Origin of the sequence: Frateuria sp., assembly GCF_035944355.1 — a bacterium.
In the GTDB taxonomy this organism is placed as follows: domain Bacteria; phylum Pseudomonadota; class Gammaproteobacteria; order Xanthomonadales; family Rhodanobacteraceae; genus Frateuria_A.
This window is the reverse complement of record NZ_DASZBH010000008.1, coordinates 201,789-219,231: the sequence shown is the minus strand read 5'-3', so window position 1 is coordinate 219,231 and position 17,443 is coordinate 201,789. Positions and strand designations below refer to the sequence as shown.

Annotated in this window: 17 protein-coding genes; 12 read left to right on the top strand and 5 right to left on the bottom strand. The window is 70.0% G+C overall.

The window, feature by feature from the left end; genetic code table 11:
- The first annotated feature begins 42 nt into the window (after positions 1–42).
- Positions 43–2,172, top strand: a complete 2,130-nt coding sequence (locus VGU03_RS05770; protein ID WP_327479292.1) for an AsmA family protein — start codon at positions 43–45, stop codon at positions 2,170–2,172.
- A 77-nt stretch (positions 2,173–2,249) separates the two neighbouring features.
- Positions 2,250–3,176: a DMT family transporter gene (locus VGU03_RS05765; protein ID WP_327479290.1), complete on the top strand. Its 927-nt coding sequence runs from the start codon at positions 2,250–2,252 to the stop codon at positions 3,174–3,176.
- Positions 3,177–3,198: 22 nt separating this feature from the next.
- On the opposite strand, the gene VGU03_RS05760 is transcribed toward VGU03_RS05765, so the two are convergent.
- Positions 3,199–3,594 (bottom strand): hypothetical protein, encoded by a 396-nt coding sequence (locus VGU03_RS05760; protein ID WP_327479288.1) that lies wholly within the window; start codon positions 3,592–3,594, stop codon positions 3,199–3,201.
- Positions 3,595–3,816: 222 nt separating this feature from the next.
- On the opposite strand from VGU03_RS05760, the gene VGU03_RS05755 reads away from it, so the two are divergent.
- The 7 genes from VGU03_RS05755 (at position 3,817) to VGU03_RS05725 (ending at position 10,532) form a co-directional block, all read left to right on the top strand.
- Positions 3,817–4,737, top strand: a complete 921-nt coding sequence (locus VGU03_RS05755) for a 23S rRNA (adenine(2030)-N(6))-methyltransferase RlmJ (protein ID WP_327479287.1) — start codon at positions 3,817–3,819, stop codon at positions 4,735–4,737.
- Between the two features lie 61 nt (positions 4,738–4,798).
- A complete protein-coding gene (locus VGU03_RS05750) occupies positions 4,799–5,314 on the top strand; it encodes a Slp family lipoprotein (protein ID WP_327479285.1) in 516 nt (171 codons plus the stop codon).
- A 67-nt stretch (positions 5,315–5,381) separates the two neighbouring features.
- Entirely contained in the window at positions 5,382–6,290 is a 909-nt protein-coding gene (locus VGU03_RS05745; protein ID WP_327479283.1) for a cation diffusion facilitator family transporter, read from the top strand.
- Positions 6,291–6,528: 238 nt separating this feature from the next.
- Entirely contained in the window at positions 6,529–7,467 is a 939-nt protein-coding gene (locus tag VGU03_RS05740; protein WP_414655936.1) for an aspartyl/asparaginyl beta-hydroxylase domain-containing protein, read from the top strand.
- Between the two features lie 117 nt (positions 7,468–7,584).
- Positions 7,585–8,487, top strand: a complete 903-nt coding sequence (gene sigJ / locus VGU03_RS05735; RefSeq protein WP_327479281.1) for an RNA polymerase sigma factor SigJ — start codon at positions 7,585–7,587, stop codon at positions 8,485–8,487.
- A 41-nt stretch (positions 8,488–8,528) separates the two neighbouring features.
- Positions 8,529–8,990, top strand: coding sequence for a carboxymuconolactone decarboxylase family protein (locus VGU03_RS05730; protein WP_327479279.1), 462 nt, complete (start codon positions 8,529–8,531; stop codon positions 8,988–8,990).
- Positions 8,991–9,128: 138 nt separating this feature from the next.
- On the top strand, positions 9,129–10,532 hold the full coding sequence (locus VGU03_RS05725) for a serine hydrolase domain-containing protein (RefSeq protein WP_327479277.1): 1,404 nt from the start codon (positions 9,129–9,131) through the stop codon (positions 10,530–10,532).
- Here VGU03_RS05725 and VGU03_RS05720 read toward each other — a convergent pair.
- The 4 genes from VGU03_RS05720 to grxC all read right to left on the bottom strand — a co-directional run bounded on the left by VGU03_RS05720 (position 10,529) and on the right by grxC (position 13,667).
- Positions 10,529–11,656: an AraC family transcriptional regulator gene (locus VGU03_RS05720; RefSeq protein WP_327479275.1), complete on the bottom strand. Its 1,128-nt coding sequence runs from the start codon at positions 11,654–11,656 to the stop codon at positions 10,529–10,531. The genes VGU03_RS05725 and VGU03_RS05720 overlap by 4 nt on opposite strands.
- A gap of 134 nt (positions 11,657–11,790) precedes the next feature.
- Complete coding sequence (locus VGU03_RS05715; protein ID WP_327479273.1) at positions 11,791–12,804, bottom strand: isocitrate dehydrogenase; 1,014 nt, start codon at positions 12,802–12,804, stop codon at positions 11,791–11,793.
- A gap of 207 nt (positions 12,805–13,011) precedes the next feature.
- Positions 13,012–13,407, bottom strand: coding sequence for a carboxymuconolactone decarboxylase family protein (locus tag VGU03_RS05710; protein WP_327479271.1), 396 nt, complete (start codon positions 13,405–13,407; stop codon positions 13,012–13,014).
- A complete protein-coding gene (gene grxC, locus VGU03_RS05705) occupies positions 13,404–13,667 on the bottom strand; it encodes a glutaredoxin 3 (protein ID WP_327479269.1) in 264 nt (87 codons plus the stop codon). The genes VGU03_RS05710 and grxC overlap by 4 nt, the downstream gene beginning before the upstream one ends.
- 127 nt (positions 13,668–13,794) lie before the next feature.
- Here grxC and VGU03_RS05700 point away from each other — a divergent pair, with 127 nt between their 5' ends.
- The 3 genes from VGU03_RS05700 to phoR all read left to right on the top strand — a co-directional run bounded on the left by VGU03_RS05700 (position 13,795) and on the right by phoR (position 17,428).
- On the top strand, positions 13,795–15,411 hold the full coding sequence (locus VGU03_RS05700) for a M48 family metalloprotease (protein ID WP_414655935.1): 1,617 nt from the start codon (positions 13,795–13,797) through the stop codon (positions 15,409–15,411).
- Positions 15,412–15,613: 202 nt separating this feature from the next.
- Positions 15,614–16,303 carry a phosphate regulon transcriptional regulator PhoB gene (gene phoB, locus VGU03_RS05695; protein WP_327476961.1) on the top strand — a complete coding sequence of 230 codons (690 nt, stop codon included), beginning with the start codon at positions 15,614–15,616 and terminating at the stop codon, positions 16,301–16,303.
- A gap of 66 nt (positions 16,304–16,369) precedes the next feature.
- Positions 16,370–17,428, top strand: coding sequence for a phosphate regulon sensor histidine kinase PhoR (gene phoR / locus VGU03_RS05690; protein ID WP_327479266.1), 1,059 nt, complete (start codon positions 16,370–16,372; stop codon positions 17,426–17,428).
- Positions 17,429–17,443 lie beyond the last annotated feature (15 nt).

Below are 17,443 nucleotides of genomic sequence, written 5' to 3'. Positions count from 1 at the left end.
GCAGGAGGCGGGCGCCAGCTGGCGCCGCCACGCGGCGTGACGATGAGGCATCGCCTGAAACTCCTGCACTGGATCGCCGGCGTGCTGGCGGGCCTGATCGTGCTGCTGGTGATCGCGGTGGCGCTGTTCGACTGGAACCGGCTCAAACCCTTCATCAACGACAAGATGAGCCAGGCGATCGGCCGGCCGTTCGCGATCCGCGGCGACCTCAGCCTCGCGTGGCGGCGCGACCCGGCGTTGGGCGGCTGGCACGCCTGGCTGCCGTGGCCGGAATTCACCGCGCGCGACATCGCGGTCGGCAACCCGTCCTGGGCGAGTCGGCCTCAGTTCGCCACCCTGCAGGCGCTGCGCTTCCGGATCGCGCCGCTGCCGCTGCTCGCGCACCGCATCGACGTGCCCACGCTGCAGCTGGTGCAGCCGGCGCTGGACCTGGAACGCGACAGGCAGGGCCGCGCGAGCTGGACCTTCACCTTGCCGCAGGGCGGCGCGCCGTCGGCGTGGAAGCTGGAGCTGGGCACGATCGGTTTCGACCGCGGCAACGTCACGCTGGACGACGCGCAGACGGCAAGCCGGCTGACGGTGACGGTGACGCCGCTGCAAGGCGCGATCCCCTACGACCAGATCGTGGCGCAGCAGTCGCGGTCCGCGCGCGAGCACGTCGGCCAGGCGATGGGCGCGACCGCGAAGCGATCGCTGGCGCCGACCGACGAGAGCGATTCCGCGGTCGGCCAGCACGGCGCCGCCGACTACGTGTTCGGCTGGCGCGCCGAAGGGCGCTACAAGGGCGCACCGGTGAAGGGCGAAGGCCGCACCGGCGGCGTGCTCGCATTGCGCGGCGGCGGAAGTCCCTTCCCCGTGCAGGCCGACGTGCAATTGGGCGGCAGCCGCGTCGCGCTGGTCGGCACGCTCACCGATCCGCTCGAGCTGGGCGCGCTGGACCTGCGGCTGTGGCTCTCCGGGCCGAGCATGGCGACCTTGTACCCGTACACCGGCGTCACCCTGCCCGACACGCCGCCCTACGCCACCGAGGGCCATCTCCAGGCGACCCTGGACACCAAGCGCGGCAACCATTTCAGCTACCGGCACTTCCGCGGCCGTGTCGGCGACAGCGACATCGGCGGCGACGTGGCCTTCGACACCGGCGGCGCGCGTCCGAAACTGAGCGGCACCCTGCGTTCGAGGCTGCTGCGCTTCGCCGACCTGGGGCCGCTGGTCGGCGCCGATTCCAATGCGCGCAAGCAGCAGCGCGGCGACGCCACGCCGCAGCCGGCGGACAAGCTGCTGCCGGTCGAGCCGTTCCGCACCGACCGCTGGCGCGCGATGGACGCGGACGTCAGCTTCAGCGGCGAGCGCATCGTGCGCGACAAGGCGGTGCCGCTGGACGCGCTGCAGACCCACGTGGTGATGGACGCGGGCAAGCTCACGCTCGACCCGCTGCGCTTCGGCCTCGCTGGCGGCCAGGTGCAGGGCGCGTTGCGGCTCGACGGCGGCAAGGCGCCAATGCAGGGCCGGCTGGATCTTTCCGCGCGGCACCTCAAGCTCAAGCAGCTTTTCCCCGACGTGCAGACCATGCGCAGCAGCCTGGGCGAGATCAACGGCGAGGTGCAGCTCGGCGCGCAGGGCAACTCCGTCGCCGCGCTGCTCGGCAGCGCCGACGGCCAGGTGCGGCTGGTGATGAACGACGGCGCGATCAGCAAGACGCTGCTGGAAACCGCCGGCCTCAACGTGGGCAACATCGTCATCGGCAAGCTGTTCGGCGACCAGACCGTACAGATCAACTGCGCCGCCGCGGACCTGGGCGCCAGGAACGGTCTGTTCGACGTGCGCCTGTTCGTGTTCGACACGCCCGACGCGCTGGTAAACATGGATGGCACCGCGGACATGGGCAGCGAGAAGCTCGATCTGACCGTGAGGCCGCACACCAAGGGCCTGCGCGTCTTCTCGCTGCGCTCGCCGCTCTACGTGCGCGGCACGCTCAAGCACCCGGACGTGGGCGTGCAGAAGGGGCCGCTGCTGGCGCGCGGCGCCGGCGCGGTGGCGCTGGGCGTGGTCGCCGCCCCCGCTGCGGCGCTGCTCGCGCTGGTCGTACCCAGCCAGGACAAGAACCAGGGCGACAACGCCTGCCGCGCCACCTTGCAGGCGCTGGGCGGCAAGAACGCCGGCAGCCATTGAGGCGTACATCCATCAGGTCCGCCTGATCGGCGGAGCGCACCGGCTAGAATGCGCCGATCTCCCGCGCGCACCTTCCCATGCAAGCCACTGCCAAGGCCCGTCTGCAGATCCATTTCTGCGTGTTGTTGTGGGGTTTCACCGCGATCCTGGGCAAGGCGATCACGCTGCCGGCCTCGTCGCTGGTGTGGTGGCGCATGCTGCTGGTGACGGCGGCGCTGCTGGCGATGCCGCGCGTATGGCGCGGGCTGCGCGCGATGCCGAACCGGCTGAAGCTGGCCTACGCCGGCATCGGCGTGCTGGTGTCGCTGCACTGGCTCACCTTCTACGCGGCGATCAAGCTTTCCAATGCCTCGGTGGGCGCCACCTGCATCGCGCTGGGACCGGTGTTCCTGGCCTTCGTGGAGCCATGGATCGCGCGCCGCCGCTTCGATCCGCGCGAGCTGCTGCTCGGCGTGGCGGTGGTGCCGGGGGTGGCGCTGGTGGTCGGCGGCGTGCCGGGCACGATGCGGCTCGGGCTGGTGGTGGGCACCGCCTCGGCGCTGCTGGTGGCGCTGTTCAGCGCCTGCAACAAGCGGCTGGTCGAGCACGGCGATCCGCTCACCGTCACCTGCCTGGAACTGGGCACCGGCACGCTGTTCCTCAGCCTGCTGGTGCCGTGGCTGCCGCATGCCGGATCGGCGTTCGCGCTGCCGGGCACGCATGACGCGATGCTGCTGTTGCTGCTGTCCTTCGGCTGCACGCTGCTGCCGTTCGCGCTGGCGCTGGTCGCCCTGCGCCACCTGAGCGCCTTCGGCACCCAGATGGTGACCAACCTCGAACCGGTCTACGCGATCGTGCTGGCCGTAATCCTTCTGGGCGAACAACGCGAACTGGGCTGGACCTTCTACGGCGGTGTGGCGGTGATCCTGGCCGCCGTGTTCGCCCATCCGTGGCTGGGCCGCCGCGGCGAGCCGGCCCGCGCCGAGCAGTTGGCCGTCAGCGAGGGGCACGGCACCGCCGAGTGAGCCGGTGCCGCCCCCGGACAGCTCAGTGCCCGTAGGAGCTGTCGGTCGTGCTGTTGCTGTTCTTGTGTCCCTTGTGCGTGCGGTGCTTGCTCTGGGTATCGCCCTGGCCGGTGGTGGAGCTGGTGTTGTTCCAACTGCCCGAATTGCTGCCGTTGCCGCTCATGTTGCCGCTGCCGCCCATGCGGCCGCTGGAGTTCATGCTCCCGCTGGAATTCATGCTGCCGTTGGAATTCATGCTGCCGTTGGCGTTGGTGCTGCCGTGCTGCATGCCGTTCTGGTCCTGGCTCTGCGGCTGGCTGCTCTGGGGCTGGCTGCTCTGCGCCGCGCCGGCCGTGCCGGCGCTCTGCGCGAAGGCGCTGCCCGCCAGCGCCAGGGCCACTGCGCCGGCCAGGGTGATGCTTGCCTTGGAAACGTTCATCGCTGATCTCCTGTTCGTGGTGGCACTCCGGCCGGAAACGCGCAGCCGTCGGCCCGGGGCAGGCAACGGGAGAGGCGTCGCATCCTTGCCCCATGCACGCTGCGGTAGCCGCCGTTGCCCGCCCGTGACCGGCACCGCGCCTTGCCGTGAAGCCGGGCACGGCCTGTCAGCGCGCGTACGGCTCGGGACTGGCCGGACTCGACGCGCCTCTATACTCATGCGATGAACTATCGCCATGCCTACCACGCCGGCAACTTCGCCGACGTCCTCAAGCACGTCGTGCTGGCCGCGCTGATCGAGGCGCTCAAGGCCAAGCCCACGCCGTTCGCCGTCGTCGACACGCACGCGGGCAGCGGCTGCTATGCGCTGGAAGGCAAGGAGGCGCAGAAGACCGGCGAGTGGCGCGAAGGCGTGGGTCGGCTGCTGTTTCCCGACGTCGGCCCGCACGCCGAAACAGGTGGCGCGCTGCCGGCGCTGCTGCGGCGCTGGCTGGACGGCCTGCTCGCGTTGCCCGGCAACGAGCACGGTTTGAAGCTCTACCCGGGCTCTCCCATGCAGGCGGCGCTCGCCATGCGCGACACCGACAGCGCGCAACTGTGCGAACTGCACCCGGAGGAAGCCGCGCGATTGCGCGAGCTGTTCGGCCACGACAGGCGCATGCACGTACACCAGCGCGACGGCTACGAGGCGCTCGGCGCGCTGCTGCCGCCGAAGGAAAAGCGCGGCCTGGTGCTGATCGATCCGCCCTACGAGGCGCAGGAGGCGGAATACCGGCTGATCGAGCAGGCGTTGAAGGCCGCGCTCGCGCGCTGGCCGACCGGCGTCTACGCCGTGTGGTATCCGATCAAGCTGCGCAGCCAGGTGCAGCCGTTCCTGCGCTGGCTCGGCCACTGCGGCGCTCGGCGCGTGCTGCGCGCCGAGCTGCTGGTACATCCGGACGATTCGCCCTTGCGCCTCAACGGCTCGGGCATGGCCATCCTCAACGCGCCATGGAAGCTCGATGAGGCCCTGCGCGAGCCCTTGCGCGCGCTGGCCCGGCTGCTCCGGCAGGAACGCCCGGCCGAATGGCGGCTGGACTGGCTCGCCGAAGAAACCGCCGAACCTTCCCCGCCGCCGCTATCGCGTTCACGCGGCCGCCGCTAAGCTCGCTGCGCATCCGCGGCCGCTGCCGCGGCCGCCTTTTCGCCAAGGTCAGGAGCCCGCCATGCGCATCCGCCTCGCTCATATCGTTTTCCGTTCGGCCCTGCCGGCAGCGTTGCTCGCGCTCGCCGCCTGCGCGCCCGCGCCGATCTACAAGGCCTCGCCCGATGCGGTGAGCGCCCAGCCCTTCCAGGTCGCGCAATCGCCCGAGCAGTTCGCCAACCGCCCGGTGATCTGGGGCGGCCGCATCGTCGGCGTCAACAACCTGGCCGACCACAGCGAGGTGGAGATCCTGGCCTATCCGCTGGACAGCTCGCAGCGCCCGCGCGCCAACGACAGCGGAAGCGGCCGCTTCATCGCGGTGATGCCAGGCTACGTCGAATCGCTGGACTATCCGGCCGGCGGCCTGATCACCGTCAGCGGCCAGCTCAACGGCAGCCGTGCGGGCAAGGTGGGCCAGGCCGACTACGTGTTCCCGCTGGTGCAGGTGGGGCAGTCGCATGTGTGGACCGCCGACGAGATGAACAAGGGCAAGAACAACGTGCACTTCGGGGTAGGCGTGGGCGTGGGCATCCGCTGAGGGCGGAGCCTCCGCCGGGTCGCCTCGTCCGACCTTAGACTGACCGGCCGCCCGCAGGAACCCACGCATGTCCGGCCACGCCAATTCGCTCAAGGCGATCTTCCTCGCGCTCGGCGCCAATTTCTCGATCTTCCTCGCCAAGCTGGTGGCCGCGCTCCTGACCGGCTCGGGCGCGATGCTGGCCGAGGCGGTGCATTCGCTGGCCGATTGCGGCAACCAGGGGCTGTTGCTGCTGGGCATGCGCCAGTCCAGGCGGCCGCCGTCGGACGAATACCCGCTGGGCTGGGGCCGCGCGCTGTACTTCTGGTCGTTCCTGGTGGCGATCCTGCTGTTCAGCGTGGGCGGCATGTTTTCGGTCTACGAGGGCGTGCACAAGCTCAGCCATCCCGAACCGCTGAAGTGGCCATGGCTGGCGCTGGGCGTGCTGGTGTTCGGCATCGTCGCCGAGAGCATCTCGATGCGCGGCTGCATGCAGGAGGTCGACAAGGCGCGCGGCGAGCAGAACCTGTGGACGTGGTTCCGCCAGACCCGCTCCAGCGAGCTCTTGGTGATCTTCGGCGAGGACCTGGCCGCGCTGATCGGCCTGTGCCTGGCCGCGCTGGCGGTGGGCGCGACCATGCTCACCGGCAACCCGGTGTTCGACGCGATGGGCACCGTCGCGATCGGCGCGCTGCTGGTGGTGGTGGCGGTGGCGCTGGCGATCGAAGTGAAGGCGCTGCTGATCGGCCAGGGCGTCGAGCCGCGGCGCCGCGCCGAGCTGCAGGCCTTCCTGCACGACCGCCCGGAAGTGGCGCAGGTGCTCAACCTGATCACCTTGCAGATGGGTGCCGACGTGATGGTGTCGGTCAAGGCCAGGATGGAGCCCTGCGCCAGCGACCGCGCGCTGATTGATGCGATCAATGCCGTCGAGCGGGCGATGAAGGCGCAGTTCCCGGACATCCGCTGGAGCTTCTTCGAGCCGGATGTGGCGGATTAGCTCGACTCTCTTAAGGAGTGGCCTTTTGCGTTCGCCTCCTCTCCCCTCCGGGGAGAGGATTGAGGTGAGGGGCCGGGGCTCGCGGGAAACTGCATCAAATCCACGCTTCGATCTACACCCGCCGCAAGAGCCTCCCCTCACCCCAGCCCTCTCCCCGGAGGGGAGAGGGAGCAAAGTGCCGGCTCCGCCTGGATTCGCGCCAGCGTAGAATGAATCGCCCCAGCCGCGACCCGGTCCCATGATCCTCACCCCCCGCCTGATCATCCTGCTGCTGCTCCTGCTGTTCGCGTTCTGCGTGCTGCTGGTGCACCTGCGCGGGCAGGCGCGGCTGCGGTTCGACCGCCAGCTGGTCGACCACTCGGCGATCTTCGCGCCCTACAACCTGATGATGTACGCATTCTCTGCGGTGCCGGCACGTCCGATCCTGGACCGCCGCGGCTTCCCGCAGCTGGACCTATTGCAGGCCAACTGGCAGACCATCCGAGAGGAAGCGCTGCACCTGTTCGACGAGGGCTACATCCGCGCCGCCGAGAAGCACAACGACGCCAGCTTCAACAGCTTCTTCAAGCAGGGCTGGAAGCGCTTCTACCTGAAGTGGTACGGCGAGCCGCTCGCCTCGGCCGAAGCGCTGTGCCCCAGGACGGTGGAGCTGCTCCAGGCCGTCCCCAGCATCAAGGCGGCGATGTTCGCCACGCTGGCGCCGCACAGCAAGCTCAATCCGCACCGCGACCCGTTCGCCGGCTCCCTGCGCTACCACCTGGGCCTGATCACGCCCAACTCGCGCGACTGCCGCATCTTCGTCGACGGCCAGGAGCACGCCTGGGGCGACGGCAAGGACGTGGTGTTCGACGAGACCTACGTGCACTGGGTGGAAAACAACACCGACCAGACCCGCGTGATCCTGTTCGCCGACGTCGAGCGCCCGCTGCGCACGCGCTGGATGAGCGCGCTCAACCGGCGCGTCGGCGCGTTCATGGGCCGCATCACCGCCTCGCCCAACGCCGACAGCGAGAAGGTCGGTTTCGTCAACCGCATGTTCGCGCTCAACCAGCGCGGGCGCGAGCGCAGCAAGGCTTTCAAGCGGCGCCATCCGAAGCTGTTCCGGGGCCTGAAGTACACCGGCATCGTGCTGCTGATCTGGCTGGTGTTCCTGGCGCCCTGGCCGCTGGTGCACTAGGAGCCTGGACGGTAGAAACGTCCGACTTTGCAGCCCGGATGGCTTCTACTGCCCAGGCTCCCAGGTCACGTTCCGCGCCGGTCGCGCGTCCTGGCCGTATCCCACCGGAGAACGTCCATGGATGCCCAGACCACCCTCTTCCAGCAACACCGCCCGCGCCTGTTCGGGCTGGCCTATCGCATGCTCGGTACGCCGGCCGACGCCGAGGACGTGTTGCACGACGCCTGGCTGCGCTGGCACGCGCAGGACACCACCGCGCTGGACGACCCCGAAGCCTGGCTGGTCACCGTGACCACGCGCCTGGCGCTGGACCGCCTGCGCCGCGCCAAGTCCGAGCGCACGCACTACACCGGCCCCTGGCTGCCCGAACCGCTGGTGCCGGACGCGGAACGCCCCGAGGAGGAGCTCGAGCGCGGCGAGACGATCACCCTGTCCTTCCTGCTGCTGCTCGAACGGCTGAGCCCGGACGAACGCGCGGCCTTCCTGCTCAACGAGGTGTTCGACTACAGCCACGCCGAGGCCGCCGCGATCCTCGGCATCGGCGAGGACGCCTGCCGCCAGCGCGTGCACCGCGCGCGGACCCGCCTGCGCGAAGGGCGGCCACGCTTCAGCGTGGATGGGCCGACCCGGCGGCGCATGCTGCAGCGCTTCATCGAGGCGATGAAGCAGCCCGACCTCGAATCGCTGCGCGCACTGTTTGCCGAAGACGCGATCGCCATTTCCGATGGCGGCGGCGTGGTGCGGGCCGTGCTGCGCCCCTTGCAGGGGGCCGACCGGCTGGCCCGCCTCTACACGCAGATCGCCACCCGCTTCTATTCGCGACCCGACGTGCGTTTCACCATCGTCGACCTCAATGGCGAGCCCGTGCTGCTGGCCTGGGTCGACGACACGCTGGCCAGCGCGACCTGGATCGAATGCGAAGGCGACCACATCACCGCCACGCTCGCCTTGCGCCACCCCGGCAAGCTGGCCCGCCTGGCGGCAGTCACGAAAAGCAGGGTTTCGGCGTCCTTGCATTGAACGGCCCACTGCGGGCCGCCTTCCCATCCAAGGAGCCCACCATGTCCCGTTTCGCCATCCAACGCCACTACCGCTCGATGATGCCGCTGGTCCAGCTGGGCAAGCAGGTCCACGACGCCGGCCGCCTGGAGCCGCGCCTGATCGACCTGGTGCTCATGCGCGTCTCGCAGATCAACGGCTGCGCCTACTGTCTGGACATGCACAGCAAGGACGCCCGCGCCGCCGGCGAAACCGAGCAGCGCCTGTACGTGCTGCCGGCCTGGCGCGAGACCACCCTGTTCAGCGAGCGCGAGCGCATCGCCCTGGCCTGGGCCGAGGAGCTGACCGAGCTGAACTCGCAGGTAGCCGTATCGGACGCGCTCTACGAACGGGCGCGGCAGCAGTTCGACGAGGAATCGCTGGTCGACCTGACCCTGCTGGTCGTAACCATCAATAGCTGGAACCGCATCAACATCGCCGCCCGCACCATCGGCGGGAGCTACCAGCCCGGCCAGCACGGCTGAGCCTGCCGGCGAGCGCCGTAGCGTGGACCGGCCCGGCCGGATCGCACGTCCGACGCGTCCGATCCGGCCGGATCGGACGCCTTTCACCAAGCCGCACGGCCATCCTGCCCTCCTCGCCACATGCCCCGGGAGGGCGCCATGCATCACTCCAAGTCCATACGCTGGAAGCGGCCGGTCGCCGTGCTGCTCGCCTCGCTGTCCGTCGCGGCCGCCGCGGTGGTGCTGCTGAACCGCGAGGCCCTGCACATTGCCACCGGCTCGGTCAGCCGCTCGCTGTGCGCGGCCGCGTTCGTTTCCGGGGTCGACCCCGACCGCATCTACGCCGAGGAACAGCGGCCGCTGATGGCCGGCATCGGCTGGGCCGTGCGCTACACGGTGGACCGTCCGCGCCGGGAAGTGCGCAGCAGCGTGCTCGGCCTGTTTCCCGCGCGGGCGGTATACCGCCCGGGGCTGGGCTGCCTGGTCGCCCACGGTGACGGCGCGGTCCCCGAAGCGGCGGGCCTGGCCGCCGCCGACCAGCCGGACGGCTTCGGGCCGGCCCTCGTGGCGCCGGCCGATCCGGCCTTGCGCCATGCGCTCGATCTCGCCTTCGCCGAACCGGACCCGGCCCACCCGCGGCTGACCAAGGCCGTGGCGGTGCTGCACGACGGCCGGCTCATCGCCGAGCGCTACGCCCCCGGCTACGGCCCGCAGACCCCGATCTGGGTCCACTCGGTGACCAAGTCGATGACCCAGGCGCTGATCGGCGTCCTGGTCCGCCAGGGCCGGCTGCGGCTGGACCAGCCGGCGCCGATCGCCGCCTGGCAGGCTCCGGGCGACCCGCGTCGTGCGATCACCGTCGACCAGTTGCTGCGCATGGATTCGGGCCTGCCCTTCGACGAGACCGAGGGACCGGTCAACCCCGCCACCCACATGTGGTTCCGCGAGCCGGACACGGCCGCCTACGCGGCACGCACACCGCTGGACCACGCGCCCGGCACCACCTGGGGCTACAGCAACTTGGGCTACGCGCTGCTCTCGAAGCTGGTGGGCGATGCGACCGGCGGCACGGCCGTGGGCGCCGAGCGCTTCGCCCGCGACCAACTGTTCGCGCCGCTGGGCATACTCCACACCACGATCGAAACCGATGCCGCCGGCACCCTGCTCGGCTCGGGCTTCGGCTACGCCACGGCGCGCGATCTGGCCCGCTTCGGCCAGCTCTACCTGGACGACGGCGTCGCCGGCGGCCGGCGCATCCTGCCCGCTGGCTGGGCGGACTACAGCCGCTCGCGCACGCTCGACACCGGCTACGGCGCGGGCTTCTGGACCAACCTGCGCAACCAGGGCAGCGTGCCGGTATGGGATGCGCCCTGGGGCATGCCGCAGCTGCCCAAGGACATGTTCTACGCGCGCGGCGCCTTCGGCCAGTACGTCATCATCGTGCCGTCCGAGCGCCTCGTGGTGGTGCGGCTGGGGCTCACCGTGCAGGGCGGCGGCACCGGCATCGGCGATGCGGCGGCGGCGATCGTCGCCGCGCTGCACGGTCCTGCGCCGCTGCGCTAAGCCACGGACGCCGCTCCTCCGGCGAGGCGCCGGCGGTAGCCGCTCGGCGTCTCGCCGACCTGGCGCCTGAACGCCGCGTTGAAGGTCGACTTGGAAGTGAAGCCGCAGGCGTAGGCGAGGTCTAGGATCGTGCGTGCCTCGGCCGGGTCGGCCAGCCGCACGCGCACCGCCTCCACGCGCAGGCGATTGACGTAGTCCCAGAAGCTGCCGCCCAGCCGGCGGTTGATCACCGCGGACACCAGGTATTCGGGGTAGCCGCTGCGCTTGGCGACCTGGCCGATGGTCAGCGCCGGCTCCAGGTACAGCGGCGCCTCGCCCTCCATCAGCTGCGCCAGGCGCGCCTCGACGGCGGCGTAGCGCGCGTCGTCGCTGGCCGGCACGTCCGCCGCCTCTTGCGGCGGCCCCAGCGCGAGCGCCGGCTCGGCCGGTACCGGCGGCTGGCCCAGGCCGAACCAGCCCATCACGCAGACCCACGCGGCCACCAGGCCGAACAGCAGGCCGTAATTGAGCACCGGCAGGTAGACCAGCGCCTGCACGATCGCCACGCACCAGATGACGACTTGGAATCCGGCCATGACGTCGATCCAGCGCACCGACATCCGGTCGGCGTCCGACCGCCGTTCGCGCAGCCGCCGCCGGTAGCCACGCACCAGCGCCAGCGCCGCCAGCACGTAGGACAGGCTGTACAGGAACAACGGCACATCGAACCACGCGCCGACCGAGCGCTCGCCGGCGATCCAGCGCGACGACAGCGCCTGCAGCTGCGCGTGGTCCATCACCAGGACGTGCCCATTGAACACCAGCATCACGCCGAAACCGGCCAGGTGCACCAGATCGCGTGCCCGGAACCCGCGCTCCTGGGTCAGCGCGCGCACGTACAGGTAGAACAGGCTGCCGTAGAGGAACGGGAACAGCGCCACGAAGCGGTAGGCACGAAACCATTCGGGCGTGAGCAGGTGCCAGTACAGCGCCTTCACCGCCAGGTCGATGCCGGTCAGCGCCACCCATGCCGAAAGCAGGCGGTTGGCCTCGCGGTTCGCCGGCCGCCGCCACAACGCGGTCGCGAGCAGTGCGGCCTGCACCGCACCGGCGAAGTAGACGAAGGTCCAGGGAGTCAGGGGCATGACCAGCGGATCGGCATCGGGACCGCCGCGGAGCGCGGCCGCACCATGCTAGCGGCCGGGCTGCCGCCCAGAAAGCCGAAGGCCGCGGGCGATGCCGCGGCCTTCGACGGAGCCTCTGGGGTGGGATCGTGGCCTCAGCCCTTCACGCGCTTGGCGATCGCCTCGCCGAAGCTCTGCGTGTTGCCCCTGCCGCCCAGGTCCGGAGTGACGTGGTCATGGTCGTTGGCCATGGTGTCGCGGATGGCGTCGCGCAGTCGCGTGCCCTTCTCGACCATCCCTAGGTGATCGAGCATGTCGGCCGCCGCCAGCAGCAGCGCGCAGGGGTTGGCGATGCCCTTGCCGGCGATGTCCGGCGCCGAACCATGGACCGCTTCGAAAATGGCCGCGTGCTCGCCGATGTTGTCGCCCGGGGCCAGGCCCAGGCCGCCGACCAGGCCGGCGCACAGGTCCGACAAAATGTCGCCGAACAGGTTGGTGGTCACGATGACGTCGAACTGCTCGGGCTTCATCACCAGCTGCATGCAGGTGTTGTCCACGATCATCTCGTTGAACTCGATCTGCGGATATTCCTTGGCGATCTCGCGCGCCACGTTCAGGAACATGCCCGAGGCAGTCTTGATGATGTTCGCCTTGTGCACCGCCGTGACCTTCTTGCGGCCCTTCTTGACCGCCATCTCGAAGGCGTAGCGCACGATGCGCGCGCTGCCCTTGCGGGTCACGCGCACCATCGAGGTGGCGATTTCGCCGTCCTCGGACACGCTCTGGCCTTCGGCGAGGTAGGCGCCCTCGGTGTTCTCGCGCACCGTGATGATGTCGATGTTCTCGTAGCGCGCCTTGGTGCCGGGGAAGCTGGTCGCCGGACGCACGTTGGCGTACAGGTCGAAGTGGCGGCGCAGGGTCACGTTGATCGAGGTGAAGCCGCCGCCGATCGGCGTGGTGAGCGGGCCCTTCAGCGCGACCTTGTGCTCGGCGATCTTGTCCAGCGTCGCCCTGGGCAGCAGGTCGCCGTGCTTCTCCAGCGCCACCATGCCGGCGTCGACGTAGTCGTAGCTGAGGCCGCAGTCCAGCGCGTCGAGCACGCGCAGGGTGGCGGTCATGATTTCCGGGCCGATGCCGTCACCCGGAATCACGGCGATGGTGTTGCTCATGGGAGGCTCCTCGAGGACAGGTCGCGGGCACGCGGCGGGGAATGCGCGCGCCAAAGAGTCCCATTATCGCCGATGCGGGCCCGCGCCGGCAGCACGCGACACCCGCCCGCGCGTTGCAAATCCTCGCACGCAGCGTTGCGTTTCTTCGCAGCGCCGGCGCCCGGCCGCGCCCAGTTGACGGCGCCGGCGCGCGCCGGCGCCGTGGATTCAGGCATGGTCCGCGCAGGCGCTGCCGGCGGCGGCGCCGCCTTCGAGCTGGTCCAGGAAATCGACCGCGCGGCGCAGGTGCGGGATCACGATCGATCCGCCGACCACCAGCCCCACGCTGAAGGTCTCGAAGAATTCCTCGCGGGTGACGCCCGCCTCCTTGCACTGCGCCACGTGGTAGGCGATGCAGTCGTCACAGCGCAGCACCATCGAGGCGACCAGGCCCAGCAGTTCCTTGGTCTTCACGTCGAGCGCGCCGGGCTTGTAGGTCTGCGTGTCCAGCGCGAAGAAGCGACGCACCACCTGGTTGTCCTCGGCCAGGATGCGCTCGTTCATGCGCTGGCGGAACGCGGTGAACTCCGCCACGCGGCCCTTGCCCTCGTCGGCGCCGCTCATGCGGCTTCGCCCAGCAGTTGCTTGAGCTTGCCGCTGCGGTCGGCGGCGACCAGGTCGTCGTAGCCGCCCACGTGCCGGTCGTTGATGAAGATCTGCGGCACGGTGCGGCGCCCGCCGCTGCGCTGGAGCATCAGCTCGCGCTGCGCCGGGTCGGCATCCACGCGCACCTCGCTCCACTCGAGCCCCTTGGACTTGAGCAGGTTCTTGGCGGCCACGCAGTACGGGCACACGGCCGTGGAATAGACCTCGATCTTGGGCATTGCGGATGCTCCGGCAACTGGAAAACTGACCACACCAGATGGGGCGCGCGGCGCCGATTGCAAGCCAACGGACAATGAACCGACGCCGCCGCGGGTGGTCTTTGAGTTGATGTATTGTCGCCCACCTATGGCCATGGCACCACGACGCTTCGCCCCCCGCCTGCTGACCGCGCTGATCACCGCCTGCCTCGCCTTTGGCGCCGGTGCGCAGGAGGACATCCGCCTGCCCGACCTGGGCAGCTCGGCCGACTCGCTGATCTCGCCGCAGGACGCCAGGGACTACGGCGCCGCCATGCTGCGCCAGATGCGCTCGCTGGACATGGTGGTGGACGACCCGCTGCTGGACGACTACCTCAATGACCTGGGCTATCGGCTGGTGGCCGGCAGCGACAAGCCCAAGGACCGTTTCACCTTCGTCATCGTGAAGGACCCGGAGATCAACGCTTTCGCCGCGCCGGGCGGCTACATCGCGGTGAACTCCGGCCTGATCGCGATCACCCGCAGCGAAAGCGAACTGGCCGGCGTGATCGCCCACGAGATCGGCCACATCACGCAGAACCATCTGCAGCGCGCCTTCGAGGATTCAAAAAAGGACGCCCCGCTGATGGCGCTGGTGCTGCTGGGCGCGATCGCCGCGGGCGCCGGCTCGCACAGCGGCGATTCGCCGATGGCGGTGCTGGCGGCCGGCCAGGGCCTGATCGCGCAGAAGTCGATCAACTTCACCCGCAAGGACGAGATCGAGGCCGACCGCGTGGGTATCCAGACGCTGGCCAACGCCGGCTTCGACCCCACCGCCATGGCCAGCTTCTTCGAGCGCATGCAGGACACGCTGCGCGCCGGCGCCGGCGGCACCGACCTGCCCGAACTGCTGCAGACCCATCCGGTGACGCTCTCGCGCATCAGCGACGCCAAGTCGCGCGCCGGCGCCCTCGTCGCCCAGCAGAAGCTGCGCCCGAGCGGCTCTACCCTGGTGCGCAGCCAATGGGAAAAGACCACCGCGCCGATCGCCTACGTGAAGGACCCCACCGCGCTCTCCATCGCCGCGCCCAGGAGCGGCCTGGACACCTACGCGCTGATGCGCGAGCGCACCCGCGTACTGGCCGGCGACGCCCCGAAGCTGGTCCAGTACTACGGCGCCAGCTTCAAGATGCCCGGCTTCGACACGCCGGCCAATCGCTACGGTTACGCGCTGGCGCTCACCCGAGCCGGCTCCGGCACGCAGGCGATCGGGCAGCTCGAGCCGCTGCTGGCCGCGCATCCGGACAGCCTCGCGCTCGGACTGGCGATGGCGGATGCGCAGTTGCAGGCCGGCCAGCGCGCCGACGCGCTCGCCCGCTACGCGCGCCTCAACGCGCGCTCGCCGCGCAACCGCGCGGTAGCACTGGCCTACGCCAAGGCGCTGATCGCCGGCGGGGACACCGCCCAGGCCACCGCCGCCGCATCCCTGTTGCGCCCCCTGCTGGACGACGCCGACGAACCGGACGTCTATATGAGCTATGCCCGCGCCAGCGACAAGGCCGGCGACCACGCCCGCGCCGGCGAGGCCTATGCCGATGCCAGTTACCTGTCCGGCCGTCCGTTCGATGCCATGGAGCAGTTGAAGCGCCTGCTCAAGCGCGAAGACCTCGACTACTACGCCCGGGCCCGCATCCAGGCCCGCATCGCCGAGCTCACCCCGCTGGTGCTGGAGCTGCGCAAGCGCAAGATCCAGACCGTGGACAACCCGGACGGGCGAAGCCAGTAGGGCGGGAACGGGGAACGTGCAGCCGCGGACATCCTGACGCTGGCCGCCTTGGTGTAGGCCACCGCCCCCGACCTGTCGCAGCCGCAAGACTGACGTCCCCCGTTCCCCGTTCCCCAGTCCCCGTTCCCCGCTCCCCCCAGTGTCATCCCCGCGTAACATTGCCCCATTGCAATACGCCCGTCATAGGCCAGGCGCAAACCGCGTGCACAAGCGCATCCTCATCGTCGAAGACGAAGCCTCGATCCGCGACATGGTCGCCTTCGCCCTGCGCAAGGCCGACATGGAGGCGGTCGCGGCGGCCGACGCCCGCGCCGCCCAGATCGCCATCGCCGAGCAGGTGCCCGACCTGATCCTGCTGGACTGGATGCTGCCCGGCACGAGCGGGCTGGACCTGGCCCGGCGGCTGCGCAAGGAAGAGCTGAGCCGTGAAATTCCCATCATCATGCTCACCGCGCGCGGCGAGGAGATGGACCGGGTCAACGGCCTCGAGGCGGGCGTCGACGACTACGTGGTCAAACCCTTCTCCACCCGCGAGCTGATCGCACGGATCAAGGCGGTGCTGCGGCGCAGCCAGGGCGACGACGGCAGCGGCATGGTGGAGTTGGGCGGGCTGCGCATCGACGGGCCGGCGCACCGCGTGTTCGCCGGCGAGGAGCCGGTGCCGATCGGCCCCACCGAATACCGCCTGCTGTACTTCTTCATGACCCATGCCGAGCGCGTGTACACCCGCGCGCAGTTGCTCGATCACGTCTGGGGCGGCAGCGTGTACGTGGAGGAACGCACGGTCGACGTGCACATCCGCCGCCTGCGCAAGACGCTGGAGCCCTGGCAGCTCGATGCGATGGTGCAGACCGTGCGCGGATCGGGCTATCGCTTCTCGGCCAACGTCTGAAGGCCCGACTCGACGTTGTCATCCGGCTGCACCATCCTTCCCGCACCGCTGCCCCGGATCGAACGCATGACCCGCGCCCGCCGCCTCGCCATCACCCTGCGCGACCTGCGCGACGCCGCCGACAGCCTGCCCGACGCCGTGGTCCTGCTGGACGAGGCATGGCGCGTGCGCTGGTTCAACCAGGCCGCCGAAACCCTGCTGGGCCTGCGCCGCGGCCACGACCGCGGGGTGGTGCTGTCCGATCGCCTGCACGGCTCGGAACTGGCCGCCTGGCTGCGTTCGGGCGCGCGCGTGCCGCTGCACGACATACCGGCGCCCGGCCGGCCGGGGGACCACCTGGACGTATCCCTCCAGCCGTTCGGCCGCCGCCAGCGCATGCTGCTGGCACGCGACATCAGCCCGCTCACGCGGCTGGAGCAGATCCGCCGCGACTTCGTCGCCAACGTCTCGCACGAGCTGCGCACGCCGCTCACGGTGATCCACGGCTATCTGGAGCTGCTCGATCCGGAAGACGTGCCGACGCTGGCGCCGGTGCTCGCCGAGATGCGCGCGCAGTCCAAGCGCATGGGCCAGATCGTCGAGGACCTGCTCACGCTCTCGCGCCTGGAGACCCAGGAGCACGTGATCGACGAGCGCGTGCCGATGGCCGCTATGCTCGCCACCATGCGCAAGGAAGCCGAGGCGCTGAGCCAGGGCCGCCACCGCATCGCGCTCGAAACCGAAACCGACTGCGACCTGCTCGGCTCGCCCAGGGACCTGCACAGCGCCCTTTCCAACCTGGTCAGCAACGCCGTGCGCTACACGCCCAGCGGCGGCAGCATCGTCATCCGCTGGCGGCGCATGCCGGAAGGAGCCGTCTACTCGGTCAGCGACACCGGCTACGGCATCCCCGCGGGCCATCTGTCGCGATTGACCGAGCGCTTCTACCGCGTTTCCTCCAGCCGCTCGCGCGAGACCGGCGGCACCGGCCTGGGGCTGTCGATCGTCAAGCACGTGCTCAACCTGCACCAGGCGAGGCTGAGCGTCGAAAGTACCCCCGGCAAGGGGTCCACCTTCGCCTGCCACTTCGGCGCCGAACGGCTGCTGCCGCCCGAATCCGGCGCCACCGACCCGACCCCCGGCTGAAGCCCGCCCTACCCG